We start from the raw sequence: 22,687 nt of genomic DNA, 5'->3' as shown, positions 1-22,687 counted from the left end.
TGCCGTCGGGCACCAAGCGCGCGTTAGGGTGCAGAGGTGAGTGAGACAGAGCCGCAGGCAGACTCTCAGCAATCGGCACCGCCGATCAAGGACGCGTCGACGGTGATGCTGGTGCGCGACGGCGCCGACGGGCCGGAAATCTTCCTGCAACGCCGGGTCGGCGCCATGGCGTTCGCCGCGGGCATGACCGTGTTCCCCGGCGGCGGCGTCGATCCCTCCGACGGGACCGCGGACATCGCCTGGGCCGGGCCCGAGCCCGGCTGGTGGGCCGAGCGCTTCGCCACCACCGAGGCCAGGGCCAAGGCGCTGGTCTGCGCGGCCGTCCGGGAGACGTTCGAGGAGTGCGGTGTGCTGCTGGCCGGTCCGGCCGCCGACAGCGTCGTCTCCGACACCACCCGCTACCGGGACGCCCGCGGCAGGCTGGAGCGCAGGGAACTGTCGCTGGCGTCGTTCCTCGCCGAAGAGCGGTTGGTGCTGCGCGCGGACCTGCTGCGGCCGTGGGCGAATTGGATCACCCCGGTCATCGAGCCGCGCCGCTACGACACCCGGTTCTTCGTCGCGGTGCTGCCGGACGGACAGTTGGCCGACGGCGCCACCTCCGAGGCGGCGGAGGTGCAGTGGAGCACCCCGGCCGAGGCGCTGGAGCGCTGGCGCTCGGGCGCCGACGTGCTGCTGCCGCCGACCTGGTCGCAACTGATCGCGCTCGGCGAGTTCCGTTCCACCGCCGACATCCTGGCCGCGCAGCCCGCGATCGATCCGATCATGCCGGTGCTGGCCGATCTGGACGGCAAGCGGCTGCTGTCCTTCCCGGACAACGAGCGCTACTTCGCCGACCTCCCCGACCCCGGACGGCTCAAGGGATCCGTGCGCCCCTGAGTGTTGCCGCGCTACCGCCTGCGGGCCTGACCGCTCACGCTGTATCTACTGTCGGCGTGAGCGGGGCCCTGCGTGGTGACGCTGCGCTACCGCCTGCGGGCCTGACCGCTCACGCTGTATCTACTGTCGGCGTGAGCGGGGCCCTGCGTGGTGACGCTGCGCTGCCGCCTGCGGGCCTGACCGCTCACGCTGTATCTACTGTCGGCGTGAGCGGGGCCCTGCGTGGTGACGCTGCGCTGCCGCCTCCGGGCCTGACCGCTCACGCTGTATCTACTGTCGGCGTGTGCGGGGCCCTGCGTGGTGACGCTGCGCTGCCGCCTGCGGGCCTGACCGCTCACGCCGGTGCCCACCCGGTAGCGTGGCCTCTCATGGCCGAATTCGTGACCCTGGAGCTGCCGGAGGGTGATGCCGCGCGGGGCGTGGCCGTCCTGCGGATCGCCCGCCCGCCGATGAATCTGCTGAACGTGCAGCTGGTGCGCGAGCTGGCCGAGGCGGCGGACGCCGTCGTCGCGAACCCGCGTGTCGCGGCGGTGGTCGTGTACGGCGACGAACGGGTGTTCTCGGCGGGCGACGACGTGGCCGAATTGTTCGGTCTCGGGAGCGAGCAGGCCACTGCTATGGCGGCCGATCTCCAGCACTCCCTCGGCTGCCTGGCCCGGATTCCGCAGCCCACCGTCGCGGCGATCAGCGGATACTGCCTCGGCGGCGGGCTGGAGCTGGCCCTGGGCGCGGACCGCCGCGTCATCGGTGACAACGTCAAACTGGGTCTTCCGCAGATCAAGACCGGGCTGATCCCGCTCGCGGGCATCCGGCGGCTGGCCCTGCTGATCGGGCCGGGCCCGGCGAAGGATCTCGTCTACACCGGTCGCTTCGTCGAACCGGAGGAGGCGAAGGCGCTCGGCCTGGTCGACGAGGTCGTCGCGCCGGACGACGTGTACACCGCCGCGATGCGGTGGGCGCGGCAGTTCGTCGACGGTCCGGCCCGCGCGCTTGCGGCCGCGAAGGCGGTCTTCGAAGCCGGTCCGCACGGCCTGGATCGGGCCCGCGGCGAATGGTCGGGCCTGTTCACGACGCAAGATCGCCTGATAGGAACAGGTTCCTATTTGGCCGACGGTCCCTGCTCGGCGCAATTCATGGGGCGATAGCAGGCGTCAACTGGGGATTTGGGTAGGCTTGCCGACCATGACGGTACGTCCCGACGACCCCGCGCCGAACCCGCACGCCACCGAGGCAGAGGTCGAAGCAGCGCTCAAGGATACGAAGCTGGCCCAGGTTCTCTACCACGACTGGGAAGCCGAGACCTATGACGACAAATGGTCCATCTCCTATGACGAGCGCTGTATCGAATACGCGCGCGGCCGCTTCGACGCGGCCGTGGGTCCCGCGCCGCTGCCCTACGGCAAGGCGCTCGAACTGGGCTGTGGTACCGGATTCTTTCTGCTGAACCTGATGCAGGGTGGCGTGGCGAAGTCCGGCTCGGTCACCGACCTGTCGCCGGGCATGGTGAAGGTCGCGCTGCGCAACGCGCAGAACCTCGGGCTGGATGTGGACGGCCGGGTCGCCGACGCGGAGACCATCCCCTACGAGGACGACACCTTCGATCTGGTGGTCGGCCACGCCGTGCTGCACCACATCCCGGACGTCGAGCTGGCGCTCAAGGAGTGCCTGCGCGTGCTCAAGCCGGGCGGCCGCTTCGTGTTCGCAGGCGAGCCGACCACGGTGGGCAACTTCTACGCCCGCTGGCTGGGCCGGATCACCTGGAAGGCCACGACCACGGTGACCAAGCTGCCGATGCTGAGCGACTGGCGGCGCCCGCAGGAGGAGCTGGACGAGTCCTCGCGCGCGGCGGCCCTGGAAGCGGTCGTCGACCTGCACACCTTCGATCCGCGCGCCCTGGAGGCGATGGCCCGCTCGGCGGGCGCCGTCGAGGTGTCGGCCAAGACCGAGGAATTCGCCGCCGCGCTGTGGGGCTGGCCGGTGCGCACCTTCGAGGCGGCCGTGCCCGCCGAGAAGCTCACCTGGCGCTACCGGATGGCGATGTACCGCGCCTGGCTGGGGCTGAGCTGGGTGGACGAGAACGTCATGCGCCGCGTGGTTCCGCGCCAGTTCTTCTACAACGCCATGATCACCGGCGTGAAGCCGAGCTCCGCCGGAAAGTAGTGGGCGGCTTCACCTGTCGCGACCGCCTCGCCTACCTCGGCGGCACCGGCCATGCTGCCGAGGCAGGCGGGAGCCGACCCGCCTCGCCGTATCCATGCCGGAATTTGGAGTGCGAACGCCGTCGAACCGATGACCGGGCGAAGGCGCGCAGGACCGCCACCGGCCCGGTCGCGATTCGCGGGATCAGGTGTGTCGACGCGGTGCGAAGGCCCGTGGGGGATCGGTAGTGGGCTACCGCTTCACCCACGATGACGTCGGCTACCTCGGTAGCGCGACCGGCCGGTCCGCGCTGGCCGAGGTAGACCTGATGGAGCTGACCCCGGGGACGCACCTGCGCGATCTGGAGCGGGCGCGCCGCGCGCACGGCGATCGGGCGGCGGCCTTGATCGAGACCGTGCGATTGCGGCGCAGAGCCGCCGCGAAACTGCTCGACGCCGGGCAGTGGCTGTTCACCGACGACGCGCTGCAACAGGCCACCCCGACGCTGGTGGCGCGGCAGCGTGCCGCACGGCTGGCCGGACGGACGGTGCACGACGTCACCTGCTCGATCGGAGCCGAACTCGTCGAGCTGGCCCGGGTATGCCCGGCCGTGCTCGGCAGCGATCTGGACGAGGTGCGGCTGGCAATCGCCGCGCACAATCTCGGGCCGCACCGGCTCGGGGCAGGGGAACCGGGTTCGTTCGCGTCCGCCACCGAACCTTCGGGACCAACCCGAAACGTGCTGCTGGCCAGAGCGGACGCGCTGCGCCCGAGCAGTCGCGACACCGTGATCATCGCCGACCCGGCTCGGCGTTCCGACGGCCGCCGCACCCACGACCCGGCCAAACTGAGCCCGCCGCTGCCGGACCTGCTCGCCGCTTACCCGGGCCGCGACCTCGCCGTGAAATGCGCTCCCGGTTTGGATTTCGATCGCCTCGGCTGGCCGGGTGAGGTGGAGGTGGTGTCGCTCGACGGTTCGGTGCGGGAGGCGTGCCTGTGGTCCCCGGGACTCGCCGAGACCGGTGTCACCCGCCGCGCGACGGTGCTCTCGTCCAAGGGAGCCGCGTGGACCATCACCGATGCCGAACCCGACGTCATCGATGAGCGCGCGCCGGGGGAATGGATCATCGATCCGGACGGCGCTGTGGTACGCGCCGGTCTCGTCCGGCAGTACGCGTCCAGATATGGTCTGTGGCAATTGGATCCCCGTATCGCCTATCTCACCGGCAATACCGTTCCGGACGGGGTACGTGGTTTCCGCATCCTCGATCGCATGGACTTCCGCGAGAAGTCCCTTCGCGCCGAACTCCATCGCCGCGACTGTGGCCCCTTGGAAATCCTTGCTCGCGGCGTCGACGTCGACCCGGATGCCCTCCGTTCACGTCTCAAACCGCGTGGGTCCCGACCGCACACACTGGTGATCACTCGCATCGGCCGCGCCGCGACGGTATTCCTCTGTTCCACGCCGTGACCATCGGGTGTTCGCTGCTGAAATTCCCTCTACGCAGGTAGTTTGGCGACTACCAGCCTCGCCGCGGCCGCCCAACGCTGGTCGGTCGGCGGGCCGGACAGATTGCTGCCGACGAGAAAGATGCGGACGGCGAACCGGTCGGTGAGAACCCATGCCTGCGGGAAGTCGAGTTTCGCCTCGATGAGGACCGATCGCCCGATGCCATGGAGCGTGCGCGTGGTCGGAGTGGTCAACCGCGCGACGGTTGCCTCTGTCACCGACCCCTGTTGCGGCCGCATCACTTTGATGGACGCGGTGAAGGACAGGACGCCACCGGCGGTGAGATAGTAGTTGCAGCTGCGACCATAGGAACCGTCGCTCCGCTTGGTCTTGGTGTCCTGCCCGTCTTTGAGGCTCACTTCAGCGAGCGCGCTGATCTCCGCACCGCTGAGAACGCATTCGTCCGCTATGGCGTGTTCTACGAACGGCTCGTCGGCCGCCTTCGCCGGCGTGGTTGTGGCAGAGGAGCTTTGCGGCGCCGCCGCCGGATGCCCGTCGACTGTGTCATCGCAGGCTGCGGTAGTCGCGAGCAGGGCGAACGCGACCACCGTCGCCGTGCCGAGCCGCGCGAGAATCTCGCCCTTCGCCATAATTCCCCCCGGTGAACCCCATCCCGACTACAAGATCGATGCGACTCTACCGCCTCCGGCGAACCGCACCGAGTGCTACTCCGGTTCGAACGCGAAGATCTCCCCGATGCGGGTGGCGACCACGACTTCGCCCTTCGCGCCGATCGACGTGCCGGTGACGGTCCCCTTCGCGCCGGGCAGGACGTCGGAGTCGAGGGTGTCCCCGGTGCGCGCGTCGAAGGTGACGAGGTTCAGGCCGTCGCCGATCGCCGCGGCGGCGTAGCCGGTGCCGCCGGTCGCCTGCGCCACGGGACCGCGCAACGCGAGATCCTTTCGCTCCCACACCTTTTGGACCGCGTCGCCGTTGTCGCGCAGCGCGAGCAGGTGGCCGTCGTCGCCGGAGGGGATGATCAGGCCGTCATCGGAGACCGAGATACCGCCGCGCGGCGTCCACTCCAGCCGGTGGACCCACTTGGTCCGGCCGTCGGCGGTGTCGAGGGCGATCAGCCGATCACTGTTGTCGCCGACGTAGAGAGTACCGCCGTCGGCGGACAGGGCCGGGCTGGTCGCGCTGCCGCGCTCCAGCAGTTCGGCGCGCCACTGCTGCTCGATCTCGCCGTCGGCGTAGCGCAGCGCGACCACGGCCGCGGCGGGGCGGCCCGGCTGCCACAGCGTCACGTAGAAACGGCCGCTGGCGGTGTCGATCGGGGAGATGTTCGCGACGGGACACTGCGGCCCTCCGGTGGCGCAGTCGCCCAGTCCCTGACCGGAGTCGGGCCAGGTGAGGCCGGCGTTGGCGAGGAAGTCCGGCTCGCCGAGCAGTTGCACGGTGGGAACCGTCCGGTCGCCTGTCTGCCGCGAGAGCACATCGACCTGGCCGGATTGCGTGACGGTGAGCAGTTTTCCGTCGCCGGTGAACTGCACCGAGACCGGCGTTCCCGCGACGGGTGTGGCCCATCGCGGCTGGCCCAGGTAATTGAAGGAGATCACCTTGCTGTCGTCGCCGACGTAGACATTGGTCATCCCGTCGACCGCCGACGGCGCGGCTATCGCGCTCGGACCGAGGGCGTTGCAGAACCGCTTGCGGCCGGTGGCCATCTGGAAGGAGAAGATCGAGCAGTTCGGCAGGCGCGTGGTGACGAAAAGCTGGCTGTCGGGGCCGAGGGTGATCGGCTGCGCGATCGGGCCGCCGACCGGGCGCGACCAGTTCAGCGCGATCTTCTGCGACCCGCTGACCGGGCTGGCGCCGCTGTTGCGGCCGTCGTGGTAGGCGGCGGTCCAGCCCTTGCCGGTACCGACGGTGATGTCGTCGTAGTCGGTGCCGCAGCCGGTCAATGCCAACGCGCCGACCGCGGCCAGCACGGCCGCGGCACGTTTCCGGGACGGTCGCCACATGGAAGTAGCCAGTACGCCGCCGCTTCGCACCTGCCGTACTCCTGTTCGTCGTTGGCGTTCGCCGTCGCCGTCTCCGGCGCAGGAGTCACTGTACGGGAGGCCCGTGCGTAGGTGAACGCGTCCCGGCGTTGTCGTCGCGGGTGCCCGTCGCATGCCTCGTCCAGGGCGATAGGCTCTATTCGTCGCCGCCGAGGCGGGCGACGGCCGGTAGGACCACGACAGGAGAGCCGTTCGTGACGAGCATGTGGGGCGCACCGTTGCGCTCGCGCTGGCGGGGATCGCGCCGCCGGGATCCGCGCCAGGCGCGTTTTCTGACTCCGGCGTCGCTGCGCTGGGTGCTCGCGAACCGGGCGTACACGCCCTGGTATCTGGTGCGCTACTACCGGCTGTTCAAGTTCCGCCTGGCAAATCCGCACATCGTGCTGCGCGGCATGGTCTTCCTCGGCCGTCGCGTGGAGATCCACGCGACGCCGGAGCTGAGCCGGATGGAGATCGGCCGCTGGGTGCACATCGGCGACGGCAACGCCATCCGCTGCCACGAGGGCTCGCTGCGCATCGGCGACAAGGTGGTGTTCGGCAAGGACAACGTCGTCAACACCTACCTCGATATCGAGATCGGGGAATCGACCCTGGTCGCCGACTGGTGCTACATCTGCGACTTCGACCACAAGATGGACGACATCAACGTCCCGATCAAGGACCAGGGCATCGTGAAGAGCCCGGTCCGCATCGGCCCCGACACCTGGATCGCCGCCAAGGTGACGGTGCTGCGCGAGACCCGTGTCGGCCGCGGCTGCGTGCTCGGCGCGCACGCCGTGGTCAAAGGCGAGATCCCGGACTACAGCATCGCCGTCGGCGCACCGGCCAAGGTGGTCAAGAACCGCAAGGAGGTCTGGGAGGCGGGAGCCGAGCAGCGGGCCGAATACCTTGCGGCGCTGGAGGACATCGCGCGCAAGAAGAACGGGGCCACGCAGTCCGCCTGACGGGCGCGCTGCCGGCTGGGTCGCCGCTCGGTGGACGCGCGGCTTCGTCGGTGCGAGCGAGTAGGTTCGCCGGTATGACTGCCTACGCCGCCCTGCTGCGCGGGATCGCGCCGAGCAATCCGAACATGAGCAACGTCAAGCTGCGCGAGGTGTTCGAATCGCTCGGCTTCGAGGGTGTCGGTTCGGTGCTGGCCAGCGGCAACATCGTGTTCCGCAGCGCGGAGACCGACGTGCCCGCGCTGGAGGAGCGCATCCAGCAGGCGCTGATCCGCGAACTCGGGATCGGCGGCGGCACGATCATCCGCAGCCACGACGAGCTGCGCGCGCTGCTGGACAGCGACCCCTTCCACGGCCTGACCCACGGGCGCGGAACGTATCTGATCGCGACGTTCCTCAAGGACACGGCCAAGGCCCCGGCCACCCTGCCCGAGCAACCCGATCCGCTCACCCGGGTCGTCGGCTATGACGCGGCCGCACGCGCGTTTCTCGCCGTCATCGACAACAGCGAGCCGGGCAAGACGCCGGACTTCATGGCCTGGCTGGACAAGACCTACGGCAAAGACATCACCACCCGCACCTGGCTCACCGTCGAGCGCATCGTCAAGAAGCTCGCGGCCTAGCCCGGTCCGAGGGTTACTTCGGATCGCGTTCCGGCAGTGGACGGTCGATGATGGTCGGACGGCCCAGCGGATTGCGCACCCGCCGCTTGGCCGAGTGGTACACCTGGGCGGTTTCCGCGGCCACCACGTCCCACGCGAAATCGGCGGTGAGCCGCTCCCGCGCGGCGTAGGCCCGCTGCTGCGCGGCGGCGGGGTCGTCGAGGGTGGCGCGGACCGCCTCGACCAGGCCGTCGACGTCGGCTGGCGCGAACGAGGCGCCGGTGACGCCGTCGATCACGGCCTCGCCCAGGCCGCCCGCCGTCGAGGTGATCAGGGGAGTGCCCGCCGCGGCCGCCTCCAGGGCGACGATGCCGAAGGGTTCGTACCGGCTGGGCAGCACGATCGCGTCCGCGCCGTGCAGCCAGCCGAGCAGTTCCGCGTGGTCGAGCTGACCTGCGAAGGTCACCGCGCGGGCGACGCGATGCACCCGGGCGCGCTCGCGCAACCACTCGAACTGGGTGCCGACGCCCGCGACGGTCAGGGTGGTGCCGGGGTGGGCCCGGCGGATGCGCGGCAGCGCGGCGATCGCGTCCTGCACGCCCTTCTCGTACTCCAGCCTGCCCACGTACAGCAGCCGCGGCGGACCGCTGCGCGGCGAGCGGGGACGAAACGTCCACGCGCCCACGTCGATTCCGTTGCGGATGACGGTCATCGGGATGCGCTCCGGGCCGTAGAGCCGCTCCACTTCGTCCTGCATGGAGGAGGAGCAGGTGATCAGCGCGTCGGATTCGTTGGCGAGCCACCACTCCACCGAGTGCACCTGCTTGTTGACCTTGCCCGCGACCCAGCCGCTGTGGCGTCCGGCTTCGGTGGCGTGGATGGTCGACACCAGCGGAACGTCGTAGTACTCGGCCAGGGCGATGCCGGGGTGGGCGACCAGCCAGTCGTGCGCGTGCACCACGTCGGGCGTCCAGCCGTCGCCGATGCCCGGCTTGCCCAGTGCGACGCCTGCGCGCACCATCGCATGGCCCATGGCCAGCGTCCAGGCGAGCATGTCCTCGCCGAAGTCGAACAGCGGCGGGTCCTCCGCGACCGCCACCACCAGCACCCCGTCGGCGATGTAGGAGTGGGTGGGATGCGTCGAGGAGTCGGTGCCGGAGGGCCGCCGGGACAGCACGACCACCTCGTGGCCCGCCGCGGCCAGTTCGACGGCGAGGTGATGCACATGCCTGCCGAGCCCGCCGACCACGACCGGTGGGTACTCCCACGACACCATCAAAATCTTCATGCAAGTCCTTCTGCGGCCGAGCCGGGGTCCGCCGGTCCGTGGTCCGCGGTGGCGCGGCCCGGTCCTGGCGCGGTGGCGGATACTGCCCCGGTGACGCTGGGCACGGACCCCGCGGAGGTGAGTCGTCGCGCGTCCACGCCGGGGAAGAGTCCGTCAGCCGCCCTCCATCCTGCCGCCAACTGCTGTGCTTTCGCGAGTTGGCCCGCCCCGACGGCCGCGGCGATTTCCCGCACCGCGTGGGCGTGGCGGTGCGCGCGGTCGCGCGCGTAACCCGCGGCGGAGTCCTTGCTGACCATGAACGCCCAGTCGCTGGACACGGTCAGGATCGCTTCGCGCAGCAGCTGATCGGCCACCTGGTCGCGCAGGCCGGGTGCGCCGCCCTGGGCGGCGCGCATCTTGTCGACGGTGTCGAGGGTCAGCCGCACGATGTCGTCGTTGAGCTCGACCAGATCGCGGACCTGCTCGCCCGCCCACACCCGCCAGTCCTTGCCCGAACCCCAGGACGAGTCGGCCAGCGGCACCGGTTCGCCCAGGTAGCCGCGGGTTCGGGCGTCGGCGAGGGTGCCCACGGTGACGCCTGCTTCCGGCAGCGCGCGCAGCACCTGGGCCAGCCATTGCGGCCCCTCGTGCCACCAGTGGCCGAACAATTCGGTGTCGAACGCCGCGACGACGAGGGCGGGCCGCCCGATCCGCTCGGACTCGGAGACCAACCGCTCGCGGACGGTTCGCACGAAGTCCTCCACGTCCCGGGTGACCGCCGCGGCGGCCAGTGCGGGATCGTAGGGAGCCTTGTCCGGGCCAGCGACCGTCTTGCCGGTGACCCGGGCGGGTTTGAGACCCGTCGCATGGTCATAGTGATGAAAGTCACGGTAGGCGGCGTGGCCGGGATAGCCCGATTTGGGCGACCAGACCCGGTAGCTCACCTGCAGATCACGTCCGAACGCGACCACATCGGAATCCCGCACCGGACGCCCGAGCGTGGTGTCGCCGCGCAGGGCGGGGCCGTCGACCATGAAATGCGTCACTCCCGCGGCGGCGTAACCGACCTCCATGCCGGGGGTGTATCCGCATTCCGGCGCCCAGATGCCGGTGGGGGTGCTGCCCCAGCGGTGCCGCGCGTCCGCCAAGCCCTCGGTGAGCTGGAACTGGCGCAGCCGCGGCTCCAAGAGCGGCTGGAACGGGTGGGCCAGCGGGCCGCCGAGCAGCTCGATGGTCTCGGCGTCGATGAGCTTCCGCCAGACCGGCGCCGCGCCGTGGCGCCAGTGCTGCTCGAACTCGGCCAGCGCCGCGGCGGCCAGCCGGTGTTCGTGCCTGCCCAGCGCGACATTGCCCGCCATGGCGGCCTCGTCGGCGCGCAGCTGCCAGTTGCCCAGCCAGTGGTGCATGCCCGCCAGGCAGTGCGGGTCGTCCAGTTGCGCCGCGAGCACCGGAGTGATGCCGAGGCTGAGCAGATGCGAACGGCCTTCGGCGGCGAGCGTGCGCAGGACCTCCACCACGGGCAGGTAGGAGGCGGCCCAGGACTGGTAGAGCCATTCCTCGCCGACCGGCCAGCGCCCGTGATGGGCAAGCCAGGGCAGGTGGGAGTGCAGGACCAGGGTGAACTGGCCCGGCACGGGGCTTGCGGAGTGCCCGCCGGGCACGGTACTGCGATCGGTCAAGGCTTCACCGCGATGGCGACCAGATCCAAGCTCGCGTCGATGTCCGCCTCGACCAGCACGAAGTCCTCGACCGTGACGCTCGCGACGTCCGCGGTCAGGTCGGCGGGCCAGGGCTCTCCGGCCAGCGCCCGTTCGATCTGGGCGTCGATGAACGACCCGCCGTGCTTGGCGTCCAGCGCTTTCAGTCCGGGGCCGTGGTGCACGCCGATCATCCTCGAGACCGTGAAACCGGCGTCGACCAGCAGTTCGGTCAGCTCGGCCGCGTTCAGTTCCCTGGTGTGGAACGGGTTGAGCGGAGTGTCGCGGCCGGGGGAGAAGGTGATCCGGTTGGGTGTGCTGATCAGCAGTTCGCCGCCCGGTCGCAGCACGCGCAGGCATTCGCGCAGGAATTGGGACTGGTCCCAGAGGTGCTCGATCACCTGGAAGTTCACCACGACGTCGACCGAGGCGTCCTCCAGCGGCAGTTCGGCGAGGTTGCCCTGGACCATCTCCACGCGCGGGTACCGTGCGCGCACGTGCTCGACCGCGCCGGTGTCGTAGTCGAGGCCGATCACCTTGGTGGCCACCTCGGCGATCATGTCCGCGCCGTAGCCCTCCCCGGAACCCGCCTCCAGCACGGTCTTTCCGGCGCAGCGGTCGAGCAGCCGGGCATAGGCGATCTCGTGCCTGCGGAACCAGTAGTTCTCCTCGGCGATGCCGGGCACGGTGCGCTCGCCGGTCAGCGGCAGCGGTTCGACGGCGCCGGTGCTCGTCTCGGGGGCCGCGCTGTTACCGGTCGGGTCGACCACTGCGGCAGGGATCACAGCCTCGCTCATCGTTCCGACGTTACTGGCACGGCAACCGCGCGGGACACCCCACCCGGTCGGCCCCGAAGTGCGGCTTCCGGCGGCCCCGGGAGGGGTCGCCGAACCGGCGCACTGTATCGCGTGGTAACCAATTGTGAGAGAGAAGCCACTAAGTTACCCACGAGTAACTTAGCGTAAGGTAATGTCACGGCCTGAGCCACCCACCCGGACGTACGGCGCAGCTCGTGCGACCACCACATCCGTGTAACCAGAACAGGAGGTCGACGAAGACCGATGCCGAACATCGTCGTACTCATCAAGCAGGTTCCCGACACTTGGTCCGAGCGCAAGCTGACCGATGGTGACTACACCCTCGACCGCGAGGCCGCCGACGCCGTTCTCGACGAGATCAACGAGCGCGCCGTCGAAGAGGCGCTGCTGATCAAGGAGGCCCAGGGCGGCGAGGTCACCGTGCTGGCCGCCGGTCCGGACCGCGCCACCGAGGCCATCCGCAAGGCGCTGTCCATGGGCGCCGACAAGGCCATCCACATCAACGACCCGGCCATCCACGGCTCCGACGCCGTGCAGACGGCGTGGGTGCTGGCGAGCGCGCTCGGTCAGGTCGAGGGTGTCGAGCTGGTCATCGCGGGCAACGAGGCCACCGACGGACGCGCGGGCGCCGTCCCGGCGATCATCGCCGAATACCTGGGCCTGCCGCAGCTGACGCACCTGCGCAAGCTGACCGTCGACGGTGACAAGATCACCGGCGAGCGCGAGACCGACGAAGGCGTGTTCAAGCTGGAGGCCACCCTCCCGGCGATCGTCAGCGTCACCGAGAAGATCAACGAGCCGCGCTTCCCGTCCTTCAAGGGCATCATGGCCGCGAAGAAGAAGGAAGTGCAGACCTTCACGCTGGCCGACCTGGGCGTCGACCCGTCGACCGTGGGCGTCGCGAACGCGGGCACCACCGTCACCGCGGCCACGCCGAAGCCTCCGCGTACCGCGGGCGAGAAGATCGCGGACGAAGGCGACGGCGGCACCAAGATCGCCCAGTACCTGATCGGCCAGAAGATCATCTGATCTCGGTAGCGCTGCAGACTTCCTAGGAGAGAACACAAATGGCAGAAGTACTCGTGCTCGTCGAGCACGCCGAAGGTGCGATCAAGAAGGTCAGCACCGAACTGCTCACCGCGGCCCGCGCCCTCGGCGAGCCCGCCGCCGTCGTGCTCGGCACGGCGGGCACCGGCGCGAAGCTGGCCGACGCGCTGGCCGCCGCCGGTGCGGAGAAGATCTACATCGCCGAGTCCGACGACGTGGAGAACTACCTGGTGACGCCGAAGGTCGACGTGCTGGCCACGCTCACCGAGTCGGTCTCGCCCGCCGCCGTCATCGTCGCCGCCACCGCCGAGGGCAAGGAGGTGTCGGGTCGCCTGGCCGCCCGCATCGGCTCCGGTCTGCTGGTCGACGTCATCGACGTGAAGTCCGACGGCAGCGCGGTGCACTCCATCTTCGGTGGCGCGTTCACCGTCGACGCCAAGGCCACCGGCGACGTGCCGGTGATCTCGGTCCGCCCGGGCGCCGTCGAGGCTTCGGCGCAGGCCGGTGCGGGCGAGCAGGTCACCATCGAGGTGCCCGCGCAGGAAGAAGGCGTGGTCAAGGTGACCTCCCGCGAGCCGGTCGTGGCCGGTGACCGTCCGGAGCTCACCGAGGCCGGCATCGTGGTCTCCGGTGGCCGCGGCGTCGGTTCCGCCGACAACTTCTCGGTCGTCGAGGCACTGGCCGACTCCCTCGGCGCGGCCGTCGGCGCTTCGCGCGCCGCCGTCGACTCGGGCTACTACCCCGGCCAGTTCCAGGTCGGCCAGACCGGTAAGACGGTCTCCCCGCAGCTGTACATCGCCCTGGGCATCTCCGGCGCGATCCAGCACCGCGCGGGCATGCAGACCTCGAAGACCATCGTCGCGGTCAACAAGGACGAAGAGGCGCCGATCTTCGAGATCGCCGACTACGGCATCGTGGGCGACCTGTTCAACGTCGCGCCGCAGCTGACCGAAGCGGTCAAGGCGCACAAGGGCTGATAACGCTCAGCGCTGTCGTGCGGCCCCGGACTCCGGTCCGGGGCCGTTCGCATCGGAGAGGTTCACGGCGGCAACGACCTCTTATGGTTGCGGTGCCCGCCACACCCCGGTCAGAAGGCGAGTGCGGTCCAAGGTATGTCGATCGGGAATGGGTGTGTGAACGACACTTTCTCTTCCTTTTCGCCGCCATTGGCCCACTCGCCGACGAGCCGATATGCAGCGGGGTGCAACGGTCTGACCCCATCGGGTAGCTGCGCGTATCCGGTCTCCAAACCGTACGCGCGAATGAAAGCAATGGCGCTGACATCCGCCTTCAGCGTCACTTCCCAGTACCACGGAATCCCGGCCTTCGCGTAGCGTGCCGCCTTGGCGGCGAGGACGGGCGCAGTGTTCGACGGTGAGAGCACTTCACCAACGAGGAGTGTGTCGGCTGCCCGTACGTCCTGGTATGGAGGCAGACAGCAGTGCACGAGAAAGTCTGGAGTAAGGAAGTCGGACTTCCCGTTCGTTCCGAGAAATACATTCGTCTCGAACTCGGCCTCCCAGCAGCTTTCGGGCCGTACTGACATATCCGCACGCGCACACCGCTCGATCTCGTTGACGATCCGGCGGGTGAACCGCTGATGTTCTCGGGGACCACGGCGCATCCACACCACACGCCCCTCCCAGAGCTCGATCTGTTCCGCGATCTCCTCGGGTAGACGCCCCAGTTCCTCCCAGGTCATGTATTCGGGCAGGTCAGGGCGCTCGGCGCGGACGGACATGCCGCAATGATAGCCCCGGAAACATCTGTCGCTTCGACCGTATTTCGCTGACAAGCAGTCCTGCCTGCCTTCGCAACGACGACGATCTGCTGCTACAAGAGACCAGCTCGGTCGAGGTGTACACCTCCTCGGTAGTCGAGGCCCTGGCGGACTCGCTCGGAGTGGCCGTCGGCGCGTCGCGCGCCGCGGTCGACAAGCTCGAAGAGGCGCCCATCTTCGAGATCGCCGACTACGGCATCGTGGGCGACCTGTTCAACGTCGCACCGCAGCTGACCGAAGCGGTCAAGGCGCACAAGGGCTGATCGCGCCTTCGCGCACATCGAAAAGGTGGCCCTGACCGTTAGGTCAGGGCCACCTTTTGTGCTAAGAACTTAAAAGCCCGACCAGGCAACCACATTGAGCTACTGTTAGCGAGCGTAACTGCGCTGCAAGATGTGGGGCAAGGGGGAGCCGGGGGGCGATGAGCGTCGTCGAAGACAGTGGCAGCTTCGGGGGGAAGTCGGTAGCGACCGTCGATGGCGGTCTTCCGATCACCGCGCGGCAGGAACAGTTCAGTCTTGCTTTCGTCCGTATGGTCGCCGCTGTGGCGGGCTGTTCCATCAAGAGCCACGAGACCGACTATGACGGAGTCGACATAACGGTCGTGGCGTCCGCGGAGTATGCGAAGTACTACTGCCCGGAATTCGAGATTCAGCTCAAGTGCACGACGCAGCACCGTCTACTCAGGACCAACGACCTGGCATGGCCGCTCGCGCGTGACCGGTTCCTGAAGCTGGTCAGTCCCAAACGGTTCATCCCCGCACTGCTCGGCGTGTTGCTGATCCCGGAGGACCCCGAACAATTGATAGACCTTTCCGAGGACGGGTTGAGCAGTTCTAGCCGCATGTACTGGGAACATGCAGCGAACCTCGGGTGGATCGAGGACGGTAAAGCCAGCAAGACGGTCCACCTACCCCGAAGTAACCTGTTCGACGTAGGCGCGCTGCGGGGGATCATGCAGTCGATCGGCGAAGGAGGTCAGTGGTGAACAATGTTCCGCTCGACAGCCTCCGAGAGGTCGCGTCCGTGCTATCGCCCCCAGCTGTGTCCCAGTACCTCGCGACCCATGACTGGCAACTGGAGGTTCGCGAGCAAGACGTCAAAGAGATTTGGCGACTTCCGGGCGAGGACGGCCTTCTCGGCCGGATCATGCTTCCCTTAGCTACCGACTACGTCGACTTCTCCCGGCGTTTTCGTGACACACTCCAAGCTCTCGCCACCATCTATGACTGGGACCCCGCGCAACTGGTTGAACGAATAGCGGCTGCGCGGGCTGACTTGTTCTTCGTCCGGCTCGACCAGGAAATGAGTGACGGCACCATTCCCTTCCGGCAGGCCGAGATCACCTTGGAAGCCTTGTTCACGATGATGAGGGCCGCCGCGACCACCGCCGACGACCCGACCCACTCCCATCGGGGGCGCAGATCAGCCGTTGTCACGAACTTCCTCGAAGACGACATCCGTCTCGGACACACCAAGCGCGGCAGTTTCGTGTTCACCGTGGTCACCCGTCTCGGCGAAATCCCGCCACCGCAGGAGAACGGGACGCGAGTCGTGCCATTCCCGCGCAAGGTGATGACAACGCTGGCGACAGGTCTGGAATCGGCCCGGCAACTCGCACTCGACTGGGACGAGCGAGCTCTCGACCATGCGGGGCAGTTGGGTCTGAGCGGCAATCTGGTCGAGTCGGTGCTGGACCTGACGCAGCCGGAAGCTGTACGCGCACTCGACTTGTCCTTCGATTGGGCGGCCGGCGAGCAGCCGCCCGATATCGAGATCTCACGAATCGTGATCGATCGCAATGCGATGGCGGGATTGCCCCGCGTGCGAGAGCGGTTGGTTCGGCGCGAGGAGCCACCGCGTCATATGACCCTGATCGGCATGGTGCGCACCCTCAACCGGGATGACCTCGGTGACGAGGATCAGGAGGCCACGAGCATCGTGCTTTCGACGCATGTGGACGGCCGTCTGCGAAAAGTGCACGTACCGCTCGTCGGCGACGACTACCAGTGGGCGATCCAAGCCCACCAGAGCAAACAGCCGATTGTCGTGTCCGGTGACCTGGTGTTCGAACGCGGGGCTTGGCGCTTGACCGGGACGATCAGCGTGGACTCGAGTTATCTACACCGCGACCGCTGACGTCGGAGTGCGAGCGACTCCGCTCAGTGGTGGCCGATTCGACCGTCGCGGTCGGCGAAGACGAAGAGGCGCCGATCTTCGAGATCGCCGACGACCCCGAGTCGCTGTCTGATGCCCACCCATGCGCAGTGTGATCGGTTGAGGTGCAGTGGCATACGTGTCAGATGGTCCGAGACTGCTCGTGGTCGGCACGGTCGACGACTCCGCCCGCTGATCTGATGCGTTGCTTGGTAGTTTGTTCGGGTCAAATCCCCCGAAGGGGGGGAGTCATCGACACTAGGGGATCAAAAGTGAAGAAGACAGTTACGGGGCTGCTGATGGGCGCGCTGGTCACGGGGGCCTTGATCGCCTCGGCACCTGCGGCACAGGCAACGGTGTATCCGACCGAGAAGGAATGCCTGGCCGCCGCGAAGCAGGAGGAGAAGCGGCGCAATGCTGCGGGCGATATCAACGTCCCTGATTACAGCTGCAAGCGTGTAGCAAACGGCTGGCGAGTGGGCGTCTACCGCTGATCGAAGTGGTGAGGGCGGGCTGACCTGATACGTACCACCCTCGCCGCACGATCCGCCGTACAACCACAGGACCACCGCGTCGATTGCTGCGCGCGGTGGTCCTTTCCGTTTTTCAACCACCGCCGAAATGCGTCGAACGAATAGCCGCCGCGCGGCCGGCGTGCTGTTCGTGCGCCTCGACCAGGAGACTGGAGAACTGACCGGGTTGCGAGCGCCGCTGTCGAGGCGCTGGTCGGTTCGAACCGCTGCGGTCGATGAGGATGTAGAGGCTGATCTTCGAGCGCTTGGTTTGCTGGGCTCGGTCGGCGCGAGATCGGTGCGAACTCACGAGGCCAGGGAAGCGAAAATCGTGACCGATGCGAAAAAAATTAGGCCGCAGACGATTTCGCGTCGGAGTCGCATGCCGTGGACCTACACTCGGCCGGTGAGCATACCCACGGAACCGATCGGTAGCATCCCCCGTCCTCACGACCTCCTGGCCGCTATGGCCGACGATTCCGGCGACGCCGCCGCGCTCGCCGAACTCCAGCAGCGGGCGGTGGCCGAGACCATCCGCCGCTTGGAGGAACTCGGCTCTCCCGTCGTCACCGACGGTGAGCAGTCCAAGCCGAGCTTCGCCACCTATCCGATCGCCGGGCTGGACAACCTGGCTCCGGACGGGGCGATCATCCCGTTCGCCGACGGGCACCAGCGACAGCTGCCCCGGCTCACCGCGGGTCCGTTCCGCTATGCCGCGCACGCGGCGGACTATCTGCGCGCCGCGCGGCAGCACGCCACCGTTCCGGTGAAGCAGGCCGTCATCGCGCCGTCGGCGCTGAGCCTGTTGTATCCGGCCGACGGCATCGAGGGATATCCGCGCGAGCAGTTCCTGGCCGATCTCGCCGACGCGGCCGAGGCCGACATCCGTGGCTGCCTGGACGCGGGGGCGCACCTGGTGCAGCTCGACTTCACCGAGGGACGGCTCTCGCTCAAACTGGACCCCAGCGGCGGCGTACTCGACCAGTTCATCGAACTCAACAACTCGGTGCTGGACCGTTTCTCGGATGAGGAGCGCGCCAGGATCGGTGTGCACACCTGCCCGGGCGGCGACCAGGACTCCACGCACAGCCTGGATGTGGACTACGTCGAATTGCTGCCGAAGCTGCTGCAACTGCGGGTCGGCGCGTTCTATCTCCAGTTCGCCAGCGAGCCCGATCCGGAGAAGGTGCTCGCCGTGGTCGCCGAGCACCTGCCCGCCGAGGCTCGAGTGTTCATCGGCGTCACCGACCCGATCGACCCCGTCGTGGAGACCCCGCAGCAGGTGCGCGACCGGGTGCTGCTCGCCGCTCGTTTCCTGCCCGTCGATCGGTTGGGCACCTGTGACGACTGCGGTTTCGCACCGTTCGCCGACGACACCTCCACTTCGCGGGAGACCGCGTTCGCCAAGGTTCGCGCGCGCATCGAGGGCACGGCGCTGGCGGCTACGGAGTTGAGAGCCTGATTTGCGCAACGCGATTCGGTCGAACGGCCCCGGGAACCTCCGGGGCCGTTCTCCATCGGGTTGACAGTCTCGGTCCAAGCCACTTCGACGCACTGCGAACCACTCTCGCTACGGCTGCTCTTGAACCATTTCGCACCGGATAGGTGCAGGGCCGATTCGTACAGTGGGATGCGGTGCGCCACGACTTCTGGTCACGTCTGCTCCCGCGCCATCGACCTTCCTCGGCCACTGGATCGATCTGAAAACGGAAGAAAACGGATCGAGATAGCTATTGCCCGCGTACCTGTATAGGCGCCTTACTGAATAGGGTCAGGAGCGAGCGAGTGCACAATCCTGGCGCAGCGGAACCAATCCCGCCGGGGTCGAGGAGGTCGCACGATGTCTACCACTACTTCCCTTTCCACGGCGCCGACTCTGAACTCGGCGACTCCACGTTCGGGGCCGATCATCGGTGGAACCACGGTGCTGCTGACCGGGACGAATCTGACCGGAGCCACGGCGGTCGAATTCGGCGCTATTCCAGCGACTTCGTTCACGATCGACTCCGCGATGCAGATCTCGGCTGTCTCTCCCGCCGCGACGGGAGTCGTGCACATCACCGTCACCACGCCGAGCGGGGTGAGTAACGGCGTCTCGTTCACATATGTCGGCACGCCTCCGCCGTCCGGGGTGCATTTCGGTCCGGGAACCTCGATCATGTCCGATGGCGGACCGCCTTGCGGAAGCTGGGGCACCGTAGGGGCGGTCGGATATGACGAACTCGGGAATCTGGTGGCTCTCACGGCCGGGCACATGATGACTCGGAATACCAGAAGTCAAGAAGTATTCCTCACAGGGAATCGCAAACTCGGGCCGATCGGGTGTTACGTCACGTGGTGCACGAATTGGCCCGGCTTTCCGTCGATGCGGTTTCCGGCCGACTCTTCCAAAGACTACGCGGTCATCAAGCTGGACGAAACGAAGATCACTCCGGTCAACACGACGCCGAACGGGACCGTGATCAGCAGGATCGGTGCCCATCCGGTTCCGCTTCGGGACATCATGTGCAAGTACGGCCAGGTGTCCGGAACGACCTGCGGTCTCGTGATCGAGTACGAGAACAACGTCATCAATTCCTGGGCTGCGATCATCCCTGGCGACAGCGGTGGACCGGTGACCACGCGCAGCGGTCTGGTCGGCATTACCTCCGCGATCAATCCGCTCAACCCGTGGGCGCCGTTCCAGTTCACCGGTATTCACGGAATTCTCGACGACATCGCAGCGCAAGGACCGGGCACGATCGGAATCGGATTCACTCCGCTTCCGTGATCGTGGGTCATGAGCACGATGCCGCACTCGATCGACTCGTCGCTGAGACGATCTCGGAAGCCTCGTGACCGGTGCTGCGGGCCGCCCGCGACCGGCGCCTCGCAGCGAGGGGACGGCCCGTCGGCCAACAACCGCGCTCAGCAGCGGTGCAGCGCCTCGAGCAGGGTGTTTAGGATCGGTGAGCGCCGGGCGTCAGCGCGCAACACCGCCGACACCGGGATGCGCAGCTTGGATTCGGTCAGTCGCAGCACCACCAGCCCCTCGGTGGTGCTCTCCGCGTAGAGCACTGTCCACGCCTCGGGCCGATTGATCAGCTCCATCGTCGCCGTGTGGTCGGGCGGGATCGGCGGTCCGAAGGTAGGGCCGGCGGGTAGTTCGGCGAACGCGTTGCGAATCACGGTGTGCAACAGCACCTGTTCCTGCTCCGGCGGCAGCAGCAGGGGATACGAACTCAGATCCGCCAGGGTCACCGTGTCCTTCTTCGCCAGCGGATGCGCGCTGGAGGTGGCGATCACGAGGTCCTCGACCCAGAGTTGCTCCACCACGAGACCGGGCTGGTCGACGCGGCCGCGAATGAGCGCGAGATCGCAGTCCCCGTCGGTGACCGCGGTGATGCGCTGGCGGAAGGGTTTGATCACGAATTCGATCTCCGCCTCCGAGTGCGCGGCGCGCGCTCCCGCGATCGCCGACAGCGAGCGCGTGGCGAAGGACATGTTCGCGGCCAATCGGATGCGCGGCCCCACCGTGCGCACGGCGGCGCGGATCGCCGATTCCAGGCTCAGCATTTGTTTCGCGAGGGGAAGTAGCCGTGCGGTGGCGTCGGTGGGCACCACCGAGCGGGTCGAGCGCTCGAACAGCTGCACGCCGAGGTCGCGCTCGAGCCGGGAGATCTGATGGCTGATCGCCGACTGCGAGATGAAGCAGCGCGCCGCGGCGCCGCTGAAGCTGAGCTCCTCGCACACCGCGACGAAGTAGGTGAGCTGCCGAAGTTCCACAGCGGCCTCCTATTGATTACGAATCGAGATAAGACTCATCTGCATTATGCGCCCATACACCTGAAATATCCGCCCTCCGGATCGCGGTTGGTAATGAGAGAAGGAGGCTGTCATGCAGTACGTGGAAGCGGGAATCGAAACCGCTGGTGTCGTCATTGTCGGATCGGGGTTCGGCGGGCTCGCCGCCGCCAAGCAGCTGGCCAAGTCGGGGGTGGACTATGTGCTGATCTCCAGCACGCCCGAGCATCTGTTCCAACCGCTGTTGTACCAGGTAGCGACCGGTGTGCTCGCATCGGAGGAGATCGCGCCGCCCATCGCGGGCATTCTGCGCCGCCATCGGGAGGCCGATGTCCGCCTGGGCACGGTGGTCGACATCGATCCCGACCGGGCCGTCGTCACCTACGAGCACGAGGGTGTGCGCCGCCGCATCCGTTACGGCTCGCTGATCGCGGCCACCGGCGCCAGCCAGTCCTATTTCGGCCGGGACGATTTCGCCGAGAAGACCTTCTCGCTCAAGACCATCGACGACGCGCGGCGGCTGCGCGCGCAGATCGAGCGCGTCTTCGCCGAAGCCGCACAGGCCGACGAGCCGACCAGGCGCAGGCTGCTGAGCTTCGTCGTGGTCGGCGCGGGCGCGACCGGCGTCGAGGTGGCCGGACAGCTGAAGGAACTGGCGAAACGGCACTACCACCAGGAAGTTTCGGTCACCCTCGTGGAGGGCGCGGGCGAGGTGCTCCCGCCGTTCGGCGGCGGACTGTCGGAGTACGCGAAGAAGTCGCTCACCCGCATCGGCGTGGACGTGCTGCTTGGCACCTTCGTCACCGACATCGAGCACGGCAAGGTCACCGTCAAGGGGCGCGACGGCGTCGAGCACGGTATCGCGGCCGAGACCGTGGTCTGGTCGGCGGGCGTGCAGGCGGGCGGCTTCGCGAAGATCCTGGCCGAGGCCACGGGCGTGGCGACCGACCGGGCCGGCCGGCTGCTGATCAACCCGGACCTCACCGTCGGCGGCTACGCCGACATCTACGCCATCGGCGACATGACCTCGCTCAACGGCTACCCCGGCCAGTCGCCGGTGGCCATGCAGGAGGGCAGGCACGCCGCCGACATCATCCGTCGCAAGAAGCAGCCCGGCACGCCCTTCACCTACTGGGACAAGGGCAGCATGGCGGTGATCAGCCGGTTCAGCGCGGTGGCGAAGCTCAACGAGCGCATCACCTTCCGCGGCGTGATCGCCTGGTTCATGTGGCTCGCGGTGCACCTGTTCTACCTGGTCGGCTTCCGCAACCGCTTCGCCGCGGTCGCCTCGTGGTTGGTCGCGTTCATCGGCACCGGGCGCCCCGGCTTCGCCGAAGTGGACACGACCGGGACGAACGTACGCACTTCGGAGATCCGCGCCGCCTGACGGCTTCCCGCACCTGAGGACTCGCGCCGCTGCGAGCCGGGAGCGGCGCGCCCCAACGCGCCCGGCCCGGTACGCGCCCCGGCGCCGGGCCGGAAGCAGTGACCTGGGTGACAACCGTATGGCGGAAGCGGTGGCGATGCCGAGGGACGAACACGGTGGAACCGTTCG

General features: G+C 67.9%; 21 protein-coding genes and 2 pseudogenes. 15 read left to right on the top strand and 8 right to left on the bottom strand.

Features of this window, described 5'->3' with window-relative positions:
* The first annotated feature begins 105 nt into the window (after window positions 1-105).
* The 4 genes from HOV91_RS07585 (at window position 106) to HOV91_RS07570 (ending at window position 4,486) form a co-directional block, all read left to right on the top strand.
* On the top strand, window positions 106-876 hold the full coding sequence (locus tag HOV91_RS07585; protein ID WP_174184789.1) for an NUDIX hydrolase: 771 nt from the start codon (window positions 106-108) through the stop codon (window positions 874-876).
* A 368-nt stretch (window positions 877-1,244) separates the two neighbouring features.
* Window positions 1,245-2,021, top strand: a complete 777-nt coding sequence (locus HOV91_RS07580; RefSeq protein ID WP_174184735.1) for an enoyl-CoA hydratase-related protein — start codon at window positions 1,245-1,247, stop codon at window positions 2,019-2,021.
* A 37-nt stretch (window positions 2,022-2,058) separates the two neighbouring features.
* Complete coding sequence (locus HOV91_RS07575; protein WP_174184734.1) at window positions 2,059-3,036, top strand: class I SAM-dependent methyltransferase; 978 nt, start codon at window positions 2,059-2,061, stop codon at window positions 3,034-3,036.
* Window positions 3,037-3,262: 226 nt separating this feature from the next.
* Complete coding sequence (locus tag HOV91_RS07570; RefSeq protein ID WP_174184733.1) at window positions 3,263-4,486, top strand: THUMP-like domain-containing protein; 1,224 nt, start codon at window positions 3,263-3,265, stop codon at window positions 4,484-4,486.
* A gap of 29 nt (window positions 4,487-4,515) precedes the next feature.
* Here HOV91_RS07570 and HOV91_RS07565 read toward each other — a convergent pair whose 3' ends face one another.
* Entirely contained in the window at window positions 4,516-5,115 is a 600-nt protein-coding gene (locus HOV91_RS07565) for a hypothetical protein (protein ID WP_174184732.1), read from the bottom strand.
* A gap of 75 nt (window positions 5,116-5,190) precedes the next feature.
* Window positions 5,191-6,489 carry an outer membrane protein assembly factor BamB family protein gene (locus HOV91_RS07560; protein ID WP_174184731.1) on the bottom strand — a complete coding sequence of 433 codons (1,299 nt, stop codon included), beginning with the start codon at window positions 6,487-6,489 and terminating at the stop codon, window positions 5,191-5,193.
* Window positions 6,490-6,722: 233 nt separating this feature from the next.
* Between HOV91_RS07560 and HOV91_RS07555 the strand changes: the two genes are divergently transcribed.
* Together HOV91_RS07555 and HOV91_RS07550 are read left to right on the top strand one after the other, a co-directional pair.
* On the top strand, window positions 6,723-7,472 hold the full coding sequence (locus HOV91_RS07555; RefSeq protein ID WP_174184730.1) for an acyltransferase: 750 nt from the start codon (window positions 6,723-6,725) through the stop codon (window positions 7,470-7,472).
* 74 nt (window positions 7,473-7,546) lie between these two features.
* Complete coding sequence (locus tag HOV91_RS07550) at window positions 7,547-8,092, top strand: DUF1697 domain-containing protein (RefSeq protein ID WP_174184729.1); 546 nt, start codon at window positions 7,547-7,549, stop codon at window positions 8,090-8,092.
* Window positions 8,093-8,105: 13 nt separating this feature from the next.
* Here the strand turns inward: HOV91_RS07550 and HOV91_RS07545 are convergent, their stop codons facing one another.
* From HOV91_RS07545 to HOV91_RS07535, 3 genes are read right to left on the bottom strand one after another with little or no spacing between them, the layout of a single operon-like run.
* Window positions 8,106-9,359, bottom strand: coding sequence for a glycosyltransferase family 4 protein (locus tag HOV91_RS07545; protein ID WP_174184728.1), 1,254 nt, complete (start codon window positions 9,357-9,359; stop codon window positions 8,106-8,108).
* Window positions 9,356-11,017 (bottom strand): 1,4-alpha-glucan branching protein domain-containing protein, encoded by a 1,662-nt coding sequence (locus HOV91_RS07540; protein WP_246349906.1) that lies wholly within the window; start codon window positions 11,015-11,017, stop codon window positions 9,356-9,358. The genes HOV91_RS07545 and HOV91_RS07540 overlap by 4 nt, the downstream gene beginning before the upstream one ends.
* Entirely contained in the window at window positions 11,014-11,832 is an 819-nt protein-coding gene (locus tag HOV91_RS07535) for a class I SAM-dependent methyltransferase (protein ID WP_246349905.1), read from the bottom strand. Before HOV91_RS07535 ends, HOV91_RS07540 begins: the two co-directional genes overlap by 4 nt.
* Window positions 11,833-12,096: 264 nt before the next feature.
* Between HOV91_RS07535 and HOV91_RS07530 the strand changes: the two genes are divergently transcribed.
* Together HOV91_RS07530 and HOV91_RS07525 are read left to right on the top strand one after the other, a co-directional pair.
* Window positions 12,097-12,882, top strand: a complete 786-nt coding sequence (locus tag HOV91_RS07530) for an electron transfer flavoprotein subunit beta/FixA family protein (RefSeq protein WP_174184727.1) — start codon at window positions 12,097-12,099, stop codon at window positions 12,880-12,882.
* 38 nt (window positions 12,883-12,920) lie between these two features.
* The gene (locus tag HOV91_RS07525) at window positions 12,921-13,877 is read left to right on the top strand and encodes an electron transfer flavoprotein subunit alpha/FixB family protein (protein ID WP_174184726.1); all 957 of its coding nucleotides are present in this window, start codon (window positions 12,921-12,923) and stop codon (window positions 13,875-13,877) included.
* 110 nt (window positions 13,878-13,987) lie between these two features.
* Here the strand turns inward: HOV91_RS07525 and HOV91_RS07520 are convergent, their stop codons facing one another.
* Window positions 13,988-14,641, bottom strand: a complete 654-nt coding sequence (locus HOV91_RS07520; RefSeq protein WP_174184725.1) for a Uma2 family endonuclease — start codon at window positions 14,639-14,641, stop codon at window positions 13,988-13,990.
* Between the two features lie 128 nt (window positions 14,642-14,769).
* On the opposite strand from HOV91_RS07520, the pseudogene HOV91_RS07515 reads away from it, so the two are divergent.
* The 5 genes and pseudogenes from HOV91_RS07515 to HOV91_RS07495 form a co-directional block, all read left to right on the top strand.
* Window positions 14,770-14,943: pseudogene (locus tag HOV91_RS07515) on the top strand (electron transfer flavoprotein subunit alpha/FixB family protein); the annotation flags it as partial.
* A 158-nt stretch (window positions 14,944-15,101) separates the two neighbouring features.
* Window positions 15,102-15,668 carry a DUF4365 domain-containing protein gene (locus HOV91_RS07510; RefSeq protein WP_174184724.1) on the top strand — a complete coding sequence of 189 codons (567 nt, stop codon included), beginning with the start codon at window positions 15,102-15,104 and terminating at the stop codon, window positions 15,666-15,668.
* Complete coding sequence (locus HOV91_RS07505; protein ID WP_217439801.1) at window positions 15,665-16,819, top strand: hypothetical protein; 1,155 nt, start codon at window positions 15,665-15,667, stop codon at window positions 16,817-16,819. The genes HOV91_RS07510 and HOV91_RS07505 overlap by 4 nt, the downstream gene beginning before the upstream one ends.
* A gap of 290 nt (window positions 16,820-17,109) precedes the next feature.
* Window positions 17,110-17,331 (top strand): hypothetical protein, encoded by a 222-nt coding sequence (locus tag HOV91_RS07500; RefSeq protein ID WP_174184723.1) that lies wholly within the window; start codon window positions 17,110-17,112, stop codon window positions 17,329-17,331.
* A gap of 424 nt (window positions 17,332-17,755) precedes the next feature.
* Window positions 17,756-18,811: a cobalamin-independent methionine synthase II family protein gene (locus HOV91_RS07495; protein WP_174184722.1), complete on the top strand. Its 1,056-nt coding sequence runs from the start codon at window positions 17,756-17,758 to the stop codon at window positions 18,809-18,811.
* A 74-nt stretch (window positions 18,812-18,885) separates the two neighbouring features.
* Here the strand turns inward: HOV91_RS07495 and HOV91_RS41010 are convergent.
* Window positions 18,886-18,993, bottom strand: a pseudogene (locus tag HOV91_RS41010) (DUF397 domain-containing protein); the annotation flags it as partial.
* Window positions 18,994-19,189: 196 nt separating this feature from the next.
* Between HOV91_RS41010 and HOV91_RS07485 the strand changes: the two are divergent.
* Window positions 19,190-20,119 carry an IPT/TIG domain-containing protein gene (locus tag HOV91_RS07485; RefSeq protein WP_174184721.1) on the top strand — a complete coding sequence of 310 codons (930 nt, stop codon included), beginning with the start codon at window positions 19,190-19,192 and terminating at the stop codon, window positions 20,117-20,119.
* A gap of 137 nt (window positions 20,120-20,256) precedes the next feature.
* On the opposite strand, the gene HOV91_RS07480 is transcribed toward HOV91_RS07485, so the two are convergent.
* The gene (locus HOV91_RS07480) at window positions 20,257-21,114 is read right to left on the bottom strand and encodes a LysR family transcriptional regulator (RefSeq protein ID WP_174184720.1); all 858 of its coding nucleotides are present in this window, start codon (window positions 21,112-21,114) and stop codon (window positions 20,257-20,259) included.
* Between the two features lie 112 nt (window positions 21,115-21,226).
* On the opposite strand from HOV91_RS07480, the gene HOV91_RS07475 reads away from it, so the two are divergent.
* Window positions 21,227-22,519 carry an NAD(P)/FAD-dependent oxidoreductase gene (locus tag HOV91_RS07475; protein ID WP_174184719.1) on the top strand — a complete coding sequence of 431 codons (1,293 nt, stop codon included), beginning with the start codon at window positions 21,227-21,229 and terminating at the stop codon, window positions 22,517-22,519.
* The last annotated feature ends 168 nt before the right edge of the window (window positions 22,520-22,687 follow it).

It is taken from the genome of Nocardia barduliensis (assembly GCF_013315795.1).
GTDB classification, from domain to species: Bacteria; Actinomycetota; Actinomycetes; order Mycobacteriales; family Mycobacteriaceae; genus Nocardia; species Nocardia barduliensis.
The sequence above is the reverse complement of the archived record's forward strand: the minus strand, read 5'-3'. Positions and strand labels throughout refer to the sequence as shown.